Annotated in this window: 18 protein-coding genes and 2 tRNA genes; 5 read left to right on the top strand and 15 right to left on the bottom strand. The window is 68.2% G+C overall.

Translation table 11 applies throughout. From position 1 onward, the window contains the following. Positions 1-100 precede the first annotated feature (100 nt). Both PV762_RS05915 and PV762_RS05910 read left to right on the top strand, forming a co-directional pair. On the top strand, positions 101-1,333 hold the full coding sequence (locus tag PV762_RS05915) for an alpha/beta hydrolase family esterase (protein ID WP_421034098.1): 1,233 nt from the start codon (positions 101-103) through the stop codon (positions 1,331-1,333). 105 nt (positions 1,334-1,438) lie between these two features. After that, positions 1,439-1,942 (top strand): ferritin-like domain-containing protein, encoded by a 504-nt coding sequence (locus PV762_RS05910; protein ID WP_421034097.1) that lies wholly within the window; start codon positions 1,439-1,441, stop codon positions 1,940-1,942. 50 nt (positions 1,943-1,992) lie between these two features. Here the strand turns inward: PV762_RS05910 and PV762_RS05905 are convergent, their stop codons facing one another. Further along, positions 1,993-2,691: a hypothetical protein gene (locus tag PV762_RS05905; protein ID WP_421034096.1), complete on the bottom strand. Its 699-nt coding sequence runs from the start codon at positions 2,689-2,691 to the stop codon at positions 1,993-1,995. Next, entirely contained in the window at positions 2,692-2,820 is a 129-nt protein-coding gene (locus PV762_RS05900; protein WP_421034095.1) for a hypothetical protein, read from the bottom strand. Between the two features lie 190 nt (positions 2,821-3,010). Here PV762_RS05900 and PV762_RS05895 point away from each other — a divergent pair, with 190 nt between their 5' ends. Then, positions 3,011-3,736, top strand: coding sequence for a Crp/Fnr family transcriptional regulator (locus PV762_RS05895; protein WP_421034094.1), 726 nt, complete (start codon positions 3,011-3,013; stop codon positions 3,734-3,736). Between the two features lie 320 nt (positions 3,737-4,056). Here PV762_RS05895 and PV762_RS05890 read toward each other — a convergent pair. The 7 genes from PV762_RS05890 to uvrC form a co-directional block, all read right to left on the bottom strand. Beyond that, positions 4,057-4,132, bottom strand: a tRNA-His gene (locus PV762_RS05890). A gap of 119 nt (positions 4,133-4,251) precedes the next feature. After that, positions 4,252-6,165, bottom strand: coding sequence for a peptidylprolyl isomerase (locus PV762_RS05885; RefSeq protein WP_421034093.1), 1,914 nt, complete (start codon positions 6,163-6,165; stop codon positions 4,252-4,254). A gap of 116 nt (positions 6,166-6,281) precedes the next feature. Beyond that, positions 6,282-6,357 (bottom strand) — tRNA-Val (locus tag PV762_RS05880). A gap of 22 nt (positions 6,358-6,379) precedes the next feature. Then, on the bottom strand, positions 6,380-6,652 hold the full coding sequence (locus PV762_RS05875; protein WP_067270581.1) for an HU family DNA-binding protein: 273 nt from the start codon (positions 6,650-6,652) through the stop codon (positions 6,380-6,382). Between the two features lie 147 nt (positions 6,653-6,799). Beyond that, positions 6,800-7,366, bottom strand: a complete 567-nt coding sequence (gene pgsA / locus PV762_RS05870) for a CDP-diacylglycerol--glycerol-3-phosphate 3-phosphatidyltransferase (RefSeq protein ID WP_421034092.1) — start codon at positions 7,364-7,366, stop codon at positions 6,800-6,802. 48 nt (positions 7,367-7,414) lie between these two features. Next, positions 7,415-7,954 carry a hypothetical protein gene (locus tag PV762_RS05865; protein WP_421034091.1) on the bottom strand — a complete coding sequence of 180 codons (540 nt, stop codon included), beginning with the start codon at positions 7,952-7,954 and terminating at the stop codon, positions 7,415-7,417. A 65-nt stretch (positions 7,955-8,019) separates the two neighbouring features. Next, on the bottom strand, positions 8,020-9,987 hold the full coding sequence (gene uvrC, locus PV762_RS05860; protein ID WP_421034121.1) for an excinuclease ABC subunit UvrC: 1,968 nt from the start codon (positions 9,985-9,987) through the stop codon (positions 8,020-8,022). Positions 9,988-10,187: 200 nt separating this feature from the next. Here uvrC and earP point away from each other — a divergent pair, with 200 nt between their 5' ends. Continuing rightward, a complete protein-coding gene (earP, locus tag PV762_RS05855) occupies positions 10,188-11,294 on the top strand; it encodes an elongation factor P maturation arginine rhamnosyltransferase EarP (RefSeq protein ID WP_421034090.1) in 1,107 nt (368 codons plus the stop codon). Positions 11,295-11,428: 134 nt separating this feature from the next. Next, on the top strand, positions 11,429-11,983 hold the full coding sequence (gene efp, locus PV762_RS05850; protein ID WP_088406857.1) for an elongation factor P: 555 nt from the start codon (positions 11,429-11,431) through the stop codon (positions 11,981-11,983). 101 nt (positions 11,984-12,084) lie between these two features. Here efp and PV762_RS05845 read toward each other — a convergent pair whose 3' ends face one another. From PV762_RS05845 to PV762_RS05820, 6 genes are all read right to left on the bottom strand, one after another. Beyond that, entirely contained in the window at positions 12,085-12,456 is a 372-nt protein-coding gene (locus tag PV762_RS05845; RefSeq protein WP_421034089.1) for a hypothetical protein, read from the bottom strand. Between the two features lie 87 nt (positions 12,457-12,543). Continuing rightward, positions 12,544-13,404 (bottom strand): 2OG-Fe(II) oxygenase, encoded by an 861-nt coding sequence (locus tag PV762_RS05840; RefSeq protein WP_421034088.1) that lies wholly within the window; start codon positions 13,402-13,404, stop codon positions 12,544-12,546. Positions 13,405-13,519: 115 nt separating this feature from the next. Further along, positions 13,520-14,305 carry a peroxide stress protein YaaA gene (gene yaaA, locus PV762_RS05835; protein WP_421034087.1) on the bottom strand — a complete coding sequence of 262 codons (786 nt, stop codon included), beginning with the start codon at positions 14,303-14,305 and terminating at the stop codon, positions 13,520-13,522. Positions 14,306-14,410: 105 nt separating this feature from the next. After that, positions 14,411-15,781 (bottom strand): TolC family outer membrane protein, encoded by a 1,371-nt coding sequence (locus PV762_RS05830; protein WP_421034086.1) that lies wholly within the window; start codon positions 15,779-15,781, stop codon positions 14,411-14,413. 274 nt (positions 15,782-16,055) lie between these two features. Beyond that, positions 16,056-16,709 carry a protein-L-isoaspartate O-methyltransferase family protein gene (locus PV762_RS05825; protein WP_421034085.1) on the bottom strand — a complete coding sequence of 218 codons (654 nt, stop codon included), beginning with the start codon at positions 16,707-16,709 and terminating at the stop codon, positions 16,056-16,058. Positions 16,710-16,791: 82 nt separating this feature from the next. Then, on the bottom strand, positions 16,792-17,160 hold a 369-nt coding region (locus PV762_RS05820; RefSeq protein WP_421034084.1), incomplete at its 5' end, for a TetR-like C-terminal domain-containing protein.

Below are 17,160 nucleotides of genomic sequence, written 5' to 3'. Positions count from 1 at the left end.
GCCGCGTCGCCACCGCCTTCACCGCCGCCCCCGCCGGCACCGCTGTCCGCGAGCGGGTCGCCGGGTTCGCCCGGTATGCCTGCGTCACGAAAGAACCCTGATGAATCCCGACTTCCAACGAATGATGTCGCGGGCTGCCTTGCAGACGCGCGGCGGCGATCTGATGGGGGCCACGCGTTCCATCCAGAACGCCCTGGCCGGCGCGGCCGACACGACGGCCGAGGCCGAGGCCGAGGCCGAGGCCAACACCGACGCGCGGCGCGGTGAGGTGATCGACGTCGAGGCGCGCGTGATCGACGATCGCTTCGTCGAGATCGGCGTGGCGGAGGGACTGCGGTCCCCGCCGGTCGCGCGCGAGGTGCTCGACGCCCGGGACGTCCATGATCGCCAGGGCGTCCCTGACGTCCGGCGGCCTCATGCCGGTCACGAGGCGCCCCCCGCGCGCGAGACCCGCGCACCAGTCATGGACGAGGAGCGGTTCCTCGCCGGCAACTACGCGCACGGCCGCGTGTCCATCGACTACAAGCTCTATGTCCCGCCCGGCGACCCGTCGGTGCCGCGTCCGCTGCTGCTGATGCTGCACGGCTGCACGCAGAACCCCGACGACTTCGCCGCCGGGACGCGCATGAACGAGGTCGCGAAACGCCACGGATGGCTGGTGCTCTATCCGGAGCAGTCGACGAAGGTCAATCCGCAAGGCTGCTGGAACTGGTTCAAGACCAGCCATCAGGAGCGCGGTCGCGGCGAGCCGGCACTGCTCGCGGCGCTCACGCATCACGTCATGGCCGGGCATGAGGTCGATGCGCGCCGCGTGCACGTCGCGGGACTGTCCGCCGGCGGTGCGATGGCGGCGGTGCTCGGCCAGACCTACCCGGAGCTGTTCGCGTCGGTCGGCGTGCATTCGGGCCTGCCGTGCGGCGCGGTCGCCAGCGCGCCGGAGGCGCTCGCCATGATGCGGACGGGACAGGAGACGCGCAACACGGCGCGTCCCGCCGCGCCGCCGCCGCAGGCGATCCCGACGATCGTCTTCCACGGCACCCGCGACATGACGGTGCATCCGCTCAACGGCGAGCATGTGTACGCCGATGCGACGGCCGGCCTCACGACCACGGACCGCGTCGAGCACGGTCGCGAAGGCGGACGCGCCTACACGCGCAAGACCAGCGTCGCCACCGACGGCCGCACGCTGGCCGAGCTCTGGCTCATCGACGGCGCGGGCCATGCCTGGTCCGGCGGCGACCGGCGCGGCTCCCATGCCGACTGGCAAGGGCCGGACGCGGCCGGTCAGATGATCTGCTTCTTCTCCGCGCACCCGCGCGCCGGCGACGCGTGAGCGCGGGCAGCCGCCGGCGACATCACGCCGCCGGCGACCGGACCGATCCCGTGCGCCCTTCCTTTCCCCGTCCCTCCCCCATCCACCCTTTTCTGGAGCGCCACCATGGCCAAGATTTCATCCCTGTCCGACCTGTACGTCGACGAACTGAAGGACCTCTGGTCCGCCAACGACCAGATGGCGCGCGCGCTCGAGAAGATCGCGCCGCAGGCCACGAACGAGAAGCTGTTGCAGATGCTCGAAGAAGCCCAGGCGGGCATCGCCGACCACACCGACCTCCTGAAGGCGCTGATCGCCAACCAGGGCGAAGAGGTGGCCAAGGAGCACTGCAAGGGCATGGAAGGCCTGGTGAAGGAAGCCTTCAAGCACGTCCTCGAGGACCCGCCGGAAGAGGGTCCGGTGCTGGACGCCGCGATCATTGCGCAATACCAGCGCATGACGCATTACGGCATCACGGGCTTCGGCACGGTCGCCGCCTTCGCCAGTGCCTTGCAGCTGGACGACGACGCGCGGCAGTTGAAAGAGGCCGTCGACGACATGTATGACGCCGACGAATTGATGTCGGAACTCGCCGAAGCGGCCGTGAATCGCGAGGCGGCGCAAGAGTGACGCGAACGTCCCGCCGGGGTGTCAGCCCCTGCGGGCGCGTCTCGCGCGTATCAGGCAGCGAGCGGCGGTTCCACCCAATAGCGGTCCCGGCCATATCCGCGATGCAGCAGGGATTCGTAATCGCGATCGATGGACGCGATGTCCTGGAACGGCGGACTGGCTCGCACCGACGCACGATCCATGGACAGGCACAACTGCTTGGCCACGATGTCGATCGCCTCGATCCAGCGCACGCCGATCAGCACGCGATGCCCGCCGGGCCACCACGCGCTCGTGTCCACCAGCAGATAGCGCAGCGTCCACGCCACGTCGTCGTAGATCAGGTCCACCACCCGACCGATGCCGACGCCACCCGACGTCAGTTCGCAGTCCAGCAGTGCCGTCTCGATGAGGAGCGGCAGGTCCGCGGCGACCGGGGTCTCCATCCCGTAGTGCATCCGCGCGGCGTGGGCCTGCTGCGCGGAGATGCCCTGAAGCGGATGCAGCGTCGGGCTCATCCTGACGGTGCGACGGCTGGCGTCCATGTGCATGCTCCCCCGCTCGATCGGCTGCAACAGCAGCGACGGCAGGATCAGCACCCAGCGGCCGAACAGCCAGGGGCTGGCTTCGAGCACCAGGAAGTGGATGCGCCAGTCCGTCGTGTCGAACAGGGCCAGGCGTACGTGCCCGATGTCGCCGTCGTTGCCGGTCACCTTGCAGCGTTGCAGCAGGCTCAGGCTGTTCAGGCGGCCGGCGCAGGACGCGTCCATCTACCGGCGGCCGACGCGCGAGGGCGCCACCGGTGGGATCGCGGGACCGGGCATGGCGGGCGTCGGCGTGGGCGGCCGGACTTGCTTGGGCTTTTTCGCTTCCTTGTTGCCGTGCTGACGTTTGGACATGGGAGCTCCTGGAAGGATGAAGGGAGTTGACGGTGGCGATCGCGACCAGTCCACAGCCTGCGCCGATACGCCCGCGGGGTCCGTGCGCCAGCGAACGCTCGCCACGCATCGGATGGCCGCTCCCCGACGCCGGAGCCCCGCATGCATCGACCTATACTCGATCGGCGACTTTCAGCCGCAAGGAGCCCTGATGGTGAGCATGCAGTTGGCCCGCGAGAACCGACTCCTGGCCGCGCTCTCGGATGACGAACTGGCCCGCTGGCTGCCGGATCTGGAAGTCGTGGATGCGGCGCTCGGGCAGGTGCTCTACGAGTCGGGCGGACAGCTGTCGCACGTCTACTTCCCGACGACCTGCATCGTGTCGCTGCTCTACGTGCTCGAGGACGGCGGCTCGGCCGAGATCTCCATCGTGGGTTACGAGGGCGTGCTGGGTGTGTCGCTCTTCATGGGCGGCCAGACCACGCCGAGCCGGGGCGTGGTGCAGAGCGCCGGCCAGCTGCTGCGGTTGCGATCGGACCTGATGCTCAAGGAGTTCAACCGGGCCGGCAAGGTGATGCAGCTGCTGCTGCGCTACACGCAGGCGTTGCTGACGCAGATGTCGCAGACGGCGGTGTGCAACCGCCACCATTCCCTGGATCAGCAGCTCTGCCGCTGGCTGCTGCTCAGCCTGGACCGGCTGCACGGCGACGACCTCGTCATGACGCAGGAATTGATCGCCAACATGCTGGGCGTGCGCCGGGAGGGCGTCACGGAGGCGGCGGGCAACCTGCAGGACGCGGGTCTCATCCGCTATCGACGCGGTCATATCACGGTGCTGGATCGTCCAGGGCTGGAGCAGCGCACCTGCGAGTGCTACGCCGTCGTGAAGAACGAATACAACCGACTGCTGACGGCCTTGCCTGTCCCCGACATGTGAACCACGGCGGGCTTGGGTTCGCCGCCGTACAGACGGGGGCTCGCGGGAGGATCGCCCGGCGCGCCGCTGGATCAGGCGCTGAGATGTCATCGAGCGCCAGTTGGACACCTGCCAGCGTTTGGTGGAGGACCTCCTGGATCACGCGCTGGTCTCGCGGAACACCTTGGCGGTGCAGCGCGTGCCGGTGTACGTCCGCGAGTGCCTGTCGAACACGCATCACCCCCGCCCGCAGCCCTCCGCTCAGGACGTGCACGCTCAGCTTGCAAACTGCAATGGAAAACGCCCGCAGGACTTGCGTCTTGCGGGCGTTTCTTATTGGGTGGGGTGGCTAATGGGACTCGAACCCACGACAACCAGAATCACAATCTGGGACTCTACCAACTGAGCTATAGCCACCACTGGAGAAGCCTTAGATTATGGCCACTTTTCTCCTCTGTGGGAAGCACTTTCTGCGGTTCTTCTGAAAATACTTTCGAACCGCGCGAGTGCCGCCCGTTGCCTTGTCCTGGGACCGATCAGTTCGCCGGCGCCGAGGCCGCCGTGGCCTTCAGCACCGCCGGCTTGATCGCCGCCTTGTAGTCGGCCTTGAGCACGTTGTAGTAGCTCGCCATCTCGACCGCGCTCCAGGCGCGCGCGTACTGTTCCGCCGCCCGCTTGGCATCGATCAGCGCCGGATCGCGCGGCAGGATCTTGTCGATCTTCGCGACCAGGAAATCGCCGTTGCCCGCGTCCACGCCGACATAGGCCGGCAGCTTGGCGACGTCGGCGCGCAAGACCTGGTCCAGCGCCTTCTGCGGCAGCACGCCAGGCTTGGCGCGCGACACCGTCAGCGCCTCGCCCAGGCCCTTGGCATCGCCGCCCTTCTGCAGTTCGGCCAGACGGGCTTCGCCCGCCTTCTTCGCGGCCTGCGCGGCGTGGTCCGCCACCCAGGCCATCGTCAGCATCGGCTTGACCTCGGCCAGCGGCGGCACGCGCGCCGGCTTGTAGGTGACGACACGCGCCGACACCATCTGGTTGCCGCCGGCCTCGATGGCCGCCGTGTTCTGCTTCTTGCTCAGCGAGTCCGCCGCGAACACCGCCTCCAGCAGCTTCGGCGACGCCAGCACACCGGTCGCGTCGGGCGCGGCCTTGCGTTGCACCGTCGCCTTCTGGATCGTCAGCTTGAACTTGTCAGCCGCCGGCTTCAGCGAATCCGCGTCGCTGTAGACCGTGTCGCTGAAGCTGTCCGCCTGCTCGGTGTAGCGCTTCTGCGCCAGCTGACGACGCAGGTCGGCTTCGATGCCGGCCTTGACGGTGTCGAACGGACGCACCTGACCGCCCCGGACGTCCGTCAGCAGGATGATGTGATAGCCGAAGTCGGACTGGACGACGTTGCTGATCTCACCCCTCTTCAGCGCGTAGACGGCATCCTCGAAGGGCTTGACCATCGCACCCTTGCCGAAGAAGTCCAGATCGCCGCCATTCGCGGCCGAGCCCGGGTCTTCGGAGTTCTTCTTCGCCAGCTCGGCGAAGCCGGCCGGGTTCTTGCGCGCCTCGGCCAGCAGTTCGTCGGCCTTGGCCTTCGCCTTGGCCTTGTCGGCCGCCGGCATGTCGCCGCCCGCCTTGATCAGGATGTGGCTGGCACGGCGTTCCTCATCGCTGGTGAAGCGCGCCTTGTTCTCGTCGTAGAACTTCTGCACCTCGTCGGCGTTGACCGTCACGCCGGCCGCCAGCGCGGCGGCGTCCAGCACGACATACTCGATGTCGGCGCTTTCCGGCAGCTGGAACTTCGCGGACACCTTCGGGTCCTTGTAGTAGGCCTCGAGGTCGGCGTCCGTCGGCTTCAGCGTCGCGGCGAAGTCCTTCGCGGCGAAGGTCTGGAACTGCAGCTCGCGCTGCTGCAGCAGCGCGTCGAAGGCCAGATTGGCACTCGCCTGCGTCGGCAGCGCGCTCTGCGCGATCGGACCCAGCACGCCGTTGGTCTGAAGACTCTGGCGGACGTTCTGCAGCAGACCGTCGACCGTCATGCCCTGTTGCGCGGCGATGCGCTTGGCGGTCTCCACGTCGCGCAGCGGCGCGAGTTGCGGATCCGTCTTGATCAACTCGATCAGCTGCTCGTTGCTGATGGTGCGGTGCTCATCGGCCACCACGGCGGCGAGCACGCGCTCGCGCAGCAGGTTCTCCAGCACGTCCTTGCGCACCTCCGGCGAATCGAAGACCTTGGGGTCCATGGTCGGCGATTCCATGCGCATGCGCTCGACCTGGGTCTTCTGCGCCTGGTCCCATTCGGACTGCGTGATCTTGTGGCCGTCCACGGTGGCCACCGTCGCGTTGCCGCCATCCATGAAGCGGCTGTAGCCCTCCACGCCGACCAGCACGAAGGACGGCACGATCAGGATCAGCAGGATGAACTGGAACAGCCGCGTGTGCTTGCGAACAAAATCGAACATCAACAACCTCAGGTCATTTCACTCTGGTCATTTCACATACGACAAAGGCGAACCGTGGTTCGCCTTTGGGCCGCGGCATTCTAGTCCACGGTTCACGTGGATCTGCCTCGGTTTTCTGGTGGGCGCTGACGGGCTCGAACCGCCGACAATCTCCGTGTAAGGGAGGTGCTCTACCAACTGAGCTAAGCGCCCGGAATTCTTCAGGTCCCGGCTTTCAGTTCACCGCGTCCTTGAGGGCCTTGCCCGGACGGAACTTCGGCACCTTCGCCGACTTGATCTTGATCGCCTCGTTCGTGCGCGGGTTGCGGCCGGTGCGGGCCGCTCTCTTCGTGACGCTGAAGGTGCCGAAGCCCACCAGCGACACCGTCCCGTTCTTCTTGAGCGTGGTCTTCACACCGCCGATGACAGCCTCCAACGCGCGCCCCGCGGCCGCCTTGGAAATGTCCGCCTGCTTGGCGATGTGCTCGATCAATTCGGACTTGTTCACGAAGGTACCCCCTCATTGGTTTGCCAGGCCGCCCGAACGGCGCGGGAAGCGGATTCTAGACGCATTGCCCGCGCGTCCAGACAAGGGGGAAGTCCCGATACGCGCTGTTGCAACGCAGATCGCCGGGTGACCGGCCCGGCGACCGTTTCAGCGCACCTTGGCCCGGATCTCGGGCAGCGCCTTCTGCAGGTAATAGACCATCGACCAGATGGTCAGCACGGCGGCCAGGTAGATCAGCCAGGTGCCCCAAAGGCGGGTATTGATGACCTCGAACAGCCTGCCGTCGAACAGCAGGAAGGGGATGGCCACCATCTGCACCGTGGTCTTGAGCTTGCCCAGCATGTGCACCGCCACCGAGCGGGAGGCGCCGATCTGCGCCATCCACTCGCGCAACGCCGAGATGGCGATCTCGCGTCCGACGATGACCAGCGCCACCAGCGCGTCCACGCGCTGCTGTTCCAGCAGCACCAGCAGCGCCGCGCAGACCAGGAACTTGTCGGCCACCGGATCCAGGAAGGCGCCGAAGGACGAGGTCTGGTTGAGCTTGCGCGCCAGGTAGCCGTCCGCCCAGTCGGTCAGGGCCACCGTGATGAAGAGGACCGTGGCCAGCAGGTTTTGATGGGCGGGCGACATCTGCAGGTGGAACACCCCGACGATCAGCGGGATGGCCACGATGCGGGCCCAGGTCAGCAAGGTTGGCAGCGTCCAGAACATGGGCGGCATTGTGCCCACGTTTCACGGCGCGAAACCGTCGGTGATCGCTTAATCGTCGAGGGTGCGCGGCTTGAAGCGCCGGTCGTCGTCGAACAGGAAGACTTCGACGAACTTCCAGGGCTTGGGCAGCCGGCTCACGTCGCCGAAGGGCGCGGCGCGGCGCACCGCCGCGATGGCGACCTCGATGGTGTCCTCGGCCTGGGTCGGCTTGCGCAGCACGCGGATGCGCCGGATGGAACCGTCCTGGTTGAGCTCCACCTCCAGCACGGGGATCGCCAGCAGCTCGGGCGGCACCTCGCCCATGTAGGTGCCGTCCGGATTGGCCGCGACCAAACGCTGCGCGGCCTGACGGCGCAGGTCCTCGTGCGAGCGGACCGCCTGCGGCGCCGGCAGCGGCAGGCCGCGACGCACGGCCGGCGAGGTCGGCACCGGTCCGCCCGGAGCGACCGGCGTGGCCGCCGGCGAGCCGCCGGGGACCTCCTGCACCGGGGGACGGTCCGGCTGGCGCTGCGTCGGTCCACCGCAGGCCGCCAGCGACAGCGCGAGCGCCAGCTCGCCGCTCCAGCGCAGCCCTCGCATCCAGGTCATTCGATCGATCGGTGTCATGCCTTTTTCCAACTAGCCCCAACAAGCCCCAACGAGCCGCGCGCCGTTCAATGCAGCGCGCGATAGATTTCCTCCGCGAGCTCGCGCGAGATGCCCTTGACGGTGCAGAGCTCCTCGACGCTCGCGCCGGCCACGCCCCGCACGCCGCCGAAGCGCTGCAGCAGCTGCGCCCGCTTCTTCGGGCCGACGCCGGGCACGTCCTCCAGGCGCGAGCCGCCCGTCCGGATCGACGCGCGCTTGGCCCGCATGCCGGTGATGGCGAAGCGGTGGGCCTCGTCCCGGATCTGCGCGACCAGCATCAGCGCCGCCGAATCGCGTCCGAGGTAGACCTTCTCGCGCCCGTCGGCGAAGACGAGTTCTTCCAGGCCGACCTTGCGCCCTTCGCCCTTCTCAACGCCGACGATGAGGCTCAGGTCGACGCCGAGCTGCTGGAAGACCTCGCGCGCCATCGACACCTGTCCCTTGCCGCCGTCCACCAGCACCAGGTCCGGCATCCGTCCGGTGCCATTCTGGGCGGCCTCGGCCATCTTGCTGTAACGGCGTGTCAGCACCTGGCGCATCGCGGCGTAGTCGTCGCCGCCGGTGATGCCTTCGATGTTGAAGCGCCGGTACTGGGCGCTCTGCATCTGGTGGCCTTCGAAGACCACGCAGGACGCCTGCGTCGCCTCGCCGGCCGTGTGACTGATGTCGAAGCACTCGATGCGGAACTTGTCGAGTTCGGTGACGCTCAGGTCCAGCGCGTCGATCAGCGCGCGTGTGCGCGCCTGCTGCGAGCCCTCTTCCGACAGCAGTCTCGCCAGCGCGATCTCCGCGCCCTTGACGCACATCTCCTGCCAGATGCGACGCTGGCCGCGCGGCTGGGCCTGGGTCGTGACGCGGTAGCCGGCCTGCACACTCAGCGCCTCGGCCAGCGCGGGATCGACCGCCTCCGACAGCACCAGCAGCGACGGCACCGCCATCTCCAGGTAATGCTGCGCGATGAAGGCTTCCAGCACCAGTCGTTCGGCGCTCGGCGGTTCGGCGCGGGTGGCAACGCCCTCGCCCTCGCCCCCGCCCTCGCCCCCGCCTTCGCCTTCGACCGGCGTCAGCTCATCGTCGTCCAGCAGTTGGACGGCCGTCGCGTCGTCGACGTGCTTGGGGAAATACGCGCGGTCGCCCAGATGCCGGCCGCCGCGCACCATCGCCAGGTTCACGCAGGCGCGTCCGCCCTGCAGCTTCACCGCCAGGATGTCGACATCGCGGTCGCGGCCCGTCGCGCTGTTCTCGTCGACGGCCTGCTGCTGCAGCACCTTGGACAGCGCGGTGATCTGGTTGCGGATGCCCGCCGCCTGCTCGTACTCGAAGCGTTCGGCGTGGGTCATCATCTGCGCCTGCAGCGCGTCCATCACCTCCTGCGTCTCGCCGAGCAGGAACCGCTCCGCGTTGCTGACGTTGCGGCGGTAGTCGTCGTTCTGGCCCTCGGGCACACAGGGCGCGGTGCAGCGATGGATCTGGTGCAGCAGGCAGGGCCGGCTGCGGTTGTTGAAGACGGTGTCCTCGCAGGTCCGCAGCTGGAAGACCTTCTGGATCAGCTGGATCGATTCCTTCACCGCCCAGGCGCTGGGGAACGGGCCGAAGTAGCGGTGGCGACGGTCGACCGCGCCGCGGTAGTAGCTGATGCGCGGCCAGGCATGGCCGGACAGCCGCATGTAGGGGTAGCTCTTGTCGTCGCGGAACAGGATGTTGAACCGCGGATTGAGCGCCTTGATCAGGTTGTTCTCAAGCAGCAGCGCCTCGGCCTCGGTGCGTACCACCGTGGTCTCCAGCCGCGCGATGCGCGCGATCATCATGCCGATGCGCGTGCCGCCGTGGTCTTTCTGGAAATAGCTCGAGACGCGCCGCTTCAGGTTCTTCGCCTTGCCGACGTAGAGCACATGGTCCTGCGCATCGAAGTAGCGGTAGACGCCGGGCAGCGCCGGCAGCGCCAGCACCTCGGCCAGCAGCCGGTCGCGGCCCTCGCGCGCGGCGCGCTCCATGTCGGCGACGCGGCGCGACTCGGCGGCCTCGATGGCGGCGGACTGGGTGTTCCACTCGTCGGCGTGGGACGCCGCCGGCGCTTCGGGCGCTTCGGGCGCCGCGGGCGCGAGGGACGGATCGGGAATCGGCTCCGGCACTTCGCTGGCGCCGGCGGGGGTCGTGCTCATGGGACGCGATTGTGCCGCCTGATAATTCCTCGATGCCCGACCTCCCCGCCGAATCCTCTTGCGCCGCGCAGACTCCTGACAGGCTGACGTGGGACATCTTCTGCCGCGTCATCGACAACTACGGGGATCTCGGCGTCTGCCTGCGCCTGGCGCGCGACCTCGCGGGACGCGGCGCGCAGGTGCGCCTGTGGAGCGACGACCTCTCCCCGCTGAGCTGGATGCAGCCGACGCCGGTCGAGGGCCTCGCCTGCCTGCCCTGGGCCGACAGCGCGCGGGCCGCGCCCGGCGACGTCGTGGTCGAGACCTTCGGCTGCGACCTGCCGGAGGCCTTCATCGCGGCGATGGCCGCAGGCGCGGTGAAGCCGGCGTGGATCAACCTGGAATACCTCAGCGCTGAAAGCTACGTCGAACGCAGCCACGGCTTGAAGTCGCCGCAGTTCTCCGGCCCGGCCGCGGGACTGGAGAAGCGATTCTTCTATCCCGGCTTCAACGAACGCACCGGCGGGCTGCTGCGCGAGCCAGGCTTGATCAGAGCCATCGACGGCCACGACGGCGCCGCGTGGCTGGCCGACCACGGCTGGGCGCCGGTAGCGGGAGAACGCGTGCTCAGCCTGTTCGCCTACCCGCACGCGCCGCTGGCGTCTTTCCTCGAAGCGCTCGGACCCGGATGGCTCCTGCTCCTGTGCCCCGGCGCGCCGCAGCAGGAGCTTCCTCCCCTGCTGCGGACCGGGCAACGCGCGATCGCCCTGCCCCACCTCAGCCAGGCTGACTACGATCGCCTGCTGTGGTCCTGCGACCTGAACCTGGTGCGCGGCGAGGATTCGTTCGTCCGCGCGCAGTGGGCCGGGCGGCCGATGCTCTGGCAGATCTACTTCCAGGACGACGGCGCGCACGGGCCGAAGCTGGAGGCCTTCCTCGCCCGGTCGATGGCCGAGGCGCCCGCGCCGCTGCGGGCACACTGGCACGCGTTGTCGCTCGCCTGGAACGGTCTGGCGCCGTGGAACTCGCAGGCCGCGCAGGCGCTTCGGGACCTCACCACCGCCGCGCCGCACGCCCGCGCGTGGCGCGCCGAGCTGGCCGCGCTGCCCGATCTCACTGCCCGCCTCCAGGCCTTTGCCGGGCTGTCGGGTGGCGCGTGAGGGGCCTTTCGAGCTAGAATGCGCGGCTTTTCCGCGTTCTGATTGCGCGGATCTCCGGGTGTCAACCGGACTTCTCACCGAGGGGTCAGGGTCATGGCCCCGGCCCCTCTCCGACCCAATCTCCCGGAATCATCATGAAGATCGCTCAAGAAATCCGCGCCGGCAACGTGATCATGCACGGCAAGGACCCCATGGTCGTGCTGAAGACCGAATACAGCCGCGGTGGCCGCAATGCCGCCACCGTGCGCATGAAGCTGAAGAGCCTGCTGAACAACTCCGGCACCGAAGTCGTCTTCAAGGCCGACGACAAGATGGACCAGATCATCCTGGAGAAGAAGGAGTGCACCTACACGTACTTCGCCGATCCGATGTATGTGTTCATGGACTCCGAGTACAACCAGTTCGAGGTGGAAGCCGAGAACATGGGCGACGCCATCAACTACCTGCAGGACAGCATGGAAGTGGAAGTGGTGTTCTACGACGGCAAGGCCATCTCCGTGGAACTGCCGACCAGCGTCGTGCGTGAAGTGACCTGGACCGAGCCGGCCGTCAAGGGCGACACCTCGGGCAAGGTCCTGAAGCCCGCCAAGATCGCCACCGGTTTCGAGATCCCGGTGCCCATCTTCGTGGCCCAGGGCGACAACATCGAAATCGACACGCGCACCCACGAGTACCGCAAGCGCGTCTAAGACACGCCGTGAGACCGCTCCCGAGCCCCGGCGGCTCGGCAGTGGGAGCACCCACAAAAAAGCAGCCCGCGGGCTGCTTTTCTGTTTTCAGCGATCCGGCATCAGGCCGCAGCGCTGCGCTGCTTGCTCTTCTTCGGTTTCGCGTTGGCGACCTTCTTCGCGCCGGACTTGCCCGACGACGCATGCTGCGCCGGCTTCTCCGATTTCTTCTTCGCGCCGGACTTCTTCGCGCCGGACTTCTTCGCGGTGGCGTGCTTGCCGCTCTTGCTCGCCGCCTTGCCGGTGGCCTTGTGCTTGCCGCCAGCCTTTGCGGGCTTGGCCGCGGGCGCGGCCGGGGCGGCCATGTCGGCGTGGGCAGCCGGGATCGGCGCCGCGGCGGGCGCCATCGGCTGCGGCTGCGATTGCGGCTGGACTTGCGCCTGCGCCAGCGTGGTCAGCAGTGCGGTGCCCAGGGCGGCGATCAACGACTTCATGAGGATTTCCTTCTTCTGGACGCACCGGCCGGGGCCGGCGCTCGTGACGATGAGCGGGAGTCTAGCGGGCCACCGGTGAAGGCCGCGTCAAACGAACTCGCCCTGACGTAACCATTTTGTGGCGACCCATTTCTCGCCCTCGACGACCGGCGCGCCACCATGCAAGGTCAGCGTCGCCGGATCGGGCCGGTCGTAGCTGAAGAACACCGCGTGGCCCTTCTGCGCCATCACGTCCAGCTTGATGTCGGGGAACACCGTGGCGCCGCCTCGGGTCGGCGTGTTCAGGTACATCACGATCGTGGCGACCCGCTGGCCGCCGCGCTCCAGGATGGCCTTGCTGCTGGCGTGCCGCGGATCGAAGTAGTCGTAGTGCGGCTGGTACTCGGCGCCGGCGCGGTAATGCAGGACCTGCAGCCCTTCGCCGTTGCGCACCGGCCAGTTCAGCAGGGTCGCGAGGCGGCGTTCGATGCGCGCCACGACCTCGTTCTCGCCGCGCTCGAAGAACATGCCCTCGCTGGTGCGCGCGGCGTTCACCTCGCTGCCCTCGCGCTGCGAAGCGACCGTCTCCGATCTCGCCAGGCGCTGCCCGGCATTGCTGACGATGGCATCGCACTCCTGCTCCGACAGCAGATTGCCGAACACGATCACCCGGGGCCGCTGCAGCGTCATCAGGATCTCGACCCGGTGGCCGTCGGGCAGCAGCACGCTGCGCTGCTCGCCGAGGTCGGGCTCCGGCAGCGAGCCGGCCTCGATGGCCGGCTCCGCGATCGCGGGCAGGGTCAGGGGCGCCTCGAACGGGCGGTGCTCCGCCAGCGCCTGCTGCGCCATGTCGGGCTGCCAGCCGCTGGTGAGCATGGCCTGGTACAAGGCCTCGCGCGTGATGCCATTGCGCAGTTGCGCGGCCACCCATTCGCGCAGTTCGGGCGTGAGGTATTGCGAGTTACTCATATCCGCAACGGTATCAAACTGATCGGTGTCTGCCTGTATCCCGGTGTGCCGGAAAGGGGCCGCCGCTTACGCTTGGCTGCTCATGGGTCGACGCGCGTCCGGCGATCGCCCGCCGTCACTCGGCGATCCGGCGCCGGAAGACCAGCCGGTCCGGCTCGCTCGCCTCGGGCGCGTAGGCGTAGCCGTCGGCGGCGAAGTCCAGCAGGCCCGACGGCGTCCCGACGCGACGCTGGATCGCGTGGCGGGCCATCAGGCCGCGCGCGCGCTTGGCGAAGAAGCTGATGATCTTGTAGCGGCCATTCTTCCAGTCCTCGAACTGGCATTCGATGACGCGCGGCTTCAGGACCTTGCGCGCGGCGGCCCTGAAGTATTCCTGCGACGCCAGGTTCACGATCACCGGCGACTGGAGCTGCGCGGTCCGGGCGTTCAGGTGCTCGGCGATGGTGTCGCCCCAATAGGCGTAGAGGTTGCCGCCCTTGTCGTTCTTCAGCGCGGTGCCCATCTCCAGGCGGTAGGGCTGAAGCCGGTCCAGCGGGCGCAGCACGCCATAAAGCCCCGACAGGATCGCCAGATGGCGCTGCGCCCACTGCAGGTCGTCCAGGGACAGCGTCGAGGCCTGCAGGCCGTCGTACACATCGCCGTTGAAGGCGAGCACGGCGGGTTTGCTGTTCTTGTCGGTGAAGCGGGTCGACCACGCGTGATATCGGGCGACGTTCAGATTCGAGAGCGCTTCGGAGAGGTCCATCAACCCGCTGATGTCGGACGGCGACCGGGTCTTGAGGACCTCGATCAGCTCAGCCGACTGCGGCACGAACTGGGGACGGCTGGCCAGGGCCGCGACCTCGTCCGGGGTCGGGGTGTCGTAGTCCAGGGACTTCGCGGGGGAGATCACGAAAAGCATGGGACGGATTGTCGCGCGTCGCAGGCGCAAGACCTGTCACCAGACCGCCAGATGGACGACAGCCGCCCGGAGGCGGCTTTCTTTCGGGGTAGCCCGATGACGGGCTTACGGCGCCAGCAGCGCGTTGATCGCCGTGACGTCCTCGGGGCGGAGTTGCCCGGACGCCTGGCGCAGCTTGAGGCTGTTCACCAGCACGTCGTAGCGCGCCTTCGCGAGGTCGCGCTGGGTCGTGTAGAGCTGCGTCTGGGCGTTGAGCACGTCCAGGTTGACGCGCACGCCGACCTTGTAGCCCAGCTGGGTCGCTTCCAGCGCCAGCTTGGTGGAGGACTCCGCCGCCTCGTAGGCCTTCACCTGCGCCTGCAGCGACTGGACGCCGAAGAAGGCGCGCTTGGTGCCTTCCTCGACGCTGCGGCGGGCGAAGTTCAGGTCGTTGCGGGACTTCTCCTCCAACGACATCGTTTCCTTGATGCGGTTGGTGATCTGGCCGCCGGTGTACACCGGCAGGTTGACCGACACGCCCAGCGAACCCTGCTTGGTGTTGCCGGTGTAGCTGACGCCCTCGCCGGTCTGGCGCTGCACGCCCAGCGAGGCGTTCAGCTCGACCGTCGGCCAACGGGCGCCCTGGGCCCGGTCGATCTCGATCCTGGCGATGTCCAGACCCAGTTGCGCCTTGCGGATGGCGGGATGGGCGGCCTCGGCCTGGGTGACCCAGGGCTCCACGCTCGACGGCGCGACCGGCGGCAGCGCCACCGGCACCGCCAGCGGACGCGGCTCGACGCCGACGCGACCCACCAGCTGGTCCAGCGTCACGCGCTTGACGCGCAGGTCGTTGTCGGCGGCCAGTTCCTGCGCGGTCGCCAGGTCGTAGCGGGCCTGCGCCTCACGCGTGTCGGTGATGGTCGCGGTGCCGACCTCGAAGTTGCGCTTGGCCGAGGCCAGCTGCTCCGCGATCGCGGCCTTGTTGGCGCTGGAGGTCGACAGCGTGTCCTTGGCGGCGAGCACGTCGAAGTAGGCCTGCGCCACGCGGACGATCAGGTCCTGCTCCGCCGTGTCCAGGTCGGACTGGGCGACGTCGACACCCAGGCGGGCCTGTTCGATGCTGCCGGCGTTCGGGCGGTTGAAGATCGCGTACTTCGCGCTCAGCCCGGCATTGGTGACCGTGTTGCCCTGCCACCCGCTGTTGACCGAGCCGCCCTGGCCGTTGGGGATCGCCGGCAGATCGACCTCGTTGCGCGTCGCGCCGACGCCCAGGCCCACGCTCGGGCGCGCCAACGCCTGCGCCTGGCCGTAGCGGTACTGCGCGGAGTCCGCCACCGCGCGCGCGGCGAGGAAGGTCGCGTCGTAGGCGCGCGCCGCGTCGTACAGCTCTTGCAGGCTCTGCGCCTGGGCCGCGCCCGCCGCGAAGGCGAGCGCCGCGGCCAGGAGCGTGACCCGCGGCAGGCGGGAGGTCGGAGACGGACGGCGTTCAGCGGCCATGAGGCATCCTCGTGTCGATGTGATGTTCTTCGGATCGATCCAACTGCGGACCGGCCGCGGCCAGGCCGCGGACGGGATTCAGTACCTCGGCACCGTCGGGTCGATCGCCTCCGATCCGACCCGGGTGCCGCGGGCGAGGTTATAGATCACCTCCCCCGCTTCCCTCGAAAGAAATGCGACGACTTGCAGTCTTCGCACCCCCTGACGGCAATTACGCGCGATGGGCTGCTTGAGCGCCCGGGGGCGCCTCAGCCCCCTGGCGACGCCTGGCGCCTCAGAACGAGAAATGCGAGCCCGTGTCGAAACCGTCCAGACGCTGCACCACCGTCTCGAACAGGTTCTTCGTCGCGAACTCGCGCTCGCCGGTGCGGGTGATGATGCGGGCGGTCATGGCCGGCTCCTCGCCGACGATCACGCCCATGCGGCCACCGATCTTCAGTTGGTCCAGCAGCGCCTGCGGCACCTGCGCGACCGAGCCCGACAGCAGGATGACGTCGAACGGCGCCTCGGCCGGCAGGCCCTTGACGCCGTCGCCCTCGACCACCGTCACGTTCAGCACGCCGTTGCGGCGCAGCGCGTCGCGGGCGGCGCCTACCAATTGCGCGTCCGGCTCGACGGTGAAGACCTGCTGTGCCTTGTGGCCCAGCAGCGCGGCCAGGTAGCCGGCGCCGGTGCCGATCTCCAGCACCTTCTCGTGACGTTCGATCTGCAGCTCCTGCATCCAGCGGGCCTCGACCCGCGGGGGCAGCATCTTGCGGCCGTGCGCCAGCGGCAGCTCGACATCGGTGAACGCCACGTTGCGGTAGGCCGCCGGCACGAAGTCCTCGCGCTTGACCACCGCCAGCAGGGCCAGCACGGAGGTGTCCAGCACATCCCAGGGGCGGATCTGCTGTTCGATCATGTTGAAGCGGGCTTGTTCGAAGTTCATGTTCTGGTCCTCTGGCGCCGCACGGCGCGCCAAATTCGATCGGGAAAGCAATCGGGAAGCGGTCGGGAATGCGGGCGGTATTCTAGGCGGCCGGCCGCGGGGTGGCCGGATCTCCCGGGCGGTTGAGAAGTCCCTCGAACATGAGTTCGAGCTGCAGCTTCAGCACCACCTCGGGTTCGGGCTTGTGGTCATGCACGACGCCCGCCGCGCCGATGGAGTGCTGATGCAGCACCAGGTGCAGCACCGGGCCGATCAGCACCATCACGCAGGCGTCGGGGTCGACGTCGCGGAATTCGCCCGAGGCGATCCCCCGTCGCACGACCTCGGCCAGCAGCGCACAGCTGGGTTCGATCACCTCGTCGTTGTAGAACGCGGCCAGTTGCGGGAAGTTGCCGGCCTCGCTCATCATGATCTTGTGGATGCCGCCGGCGGGGGTCAGCCCCATGCGCTC

The organism is Mitsuaria sp. CC2 (assembly GCF_048957715.1).
Lineage (GTDB): Bacteria > Pseudomonadota > Gammaproteobacteria > Burkholderiales > Burkholderiaceae_C > Roseateles.
This window is presented reverse-complemented; position numbering and strand designations above follow the sequence as displayed.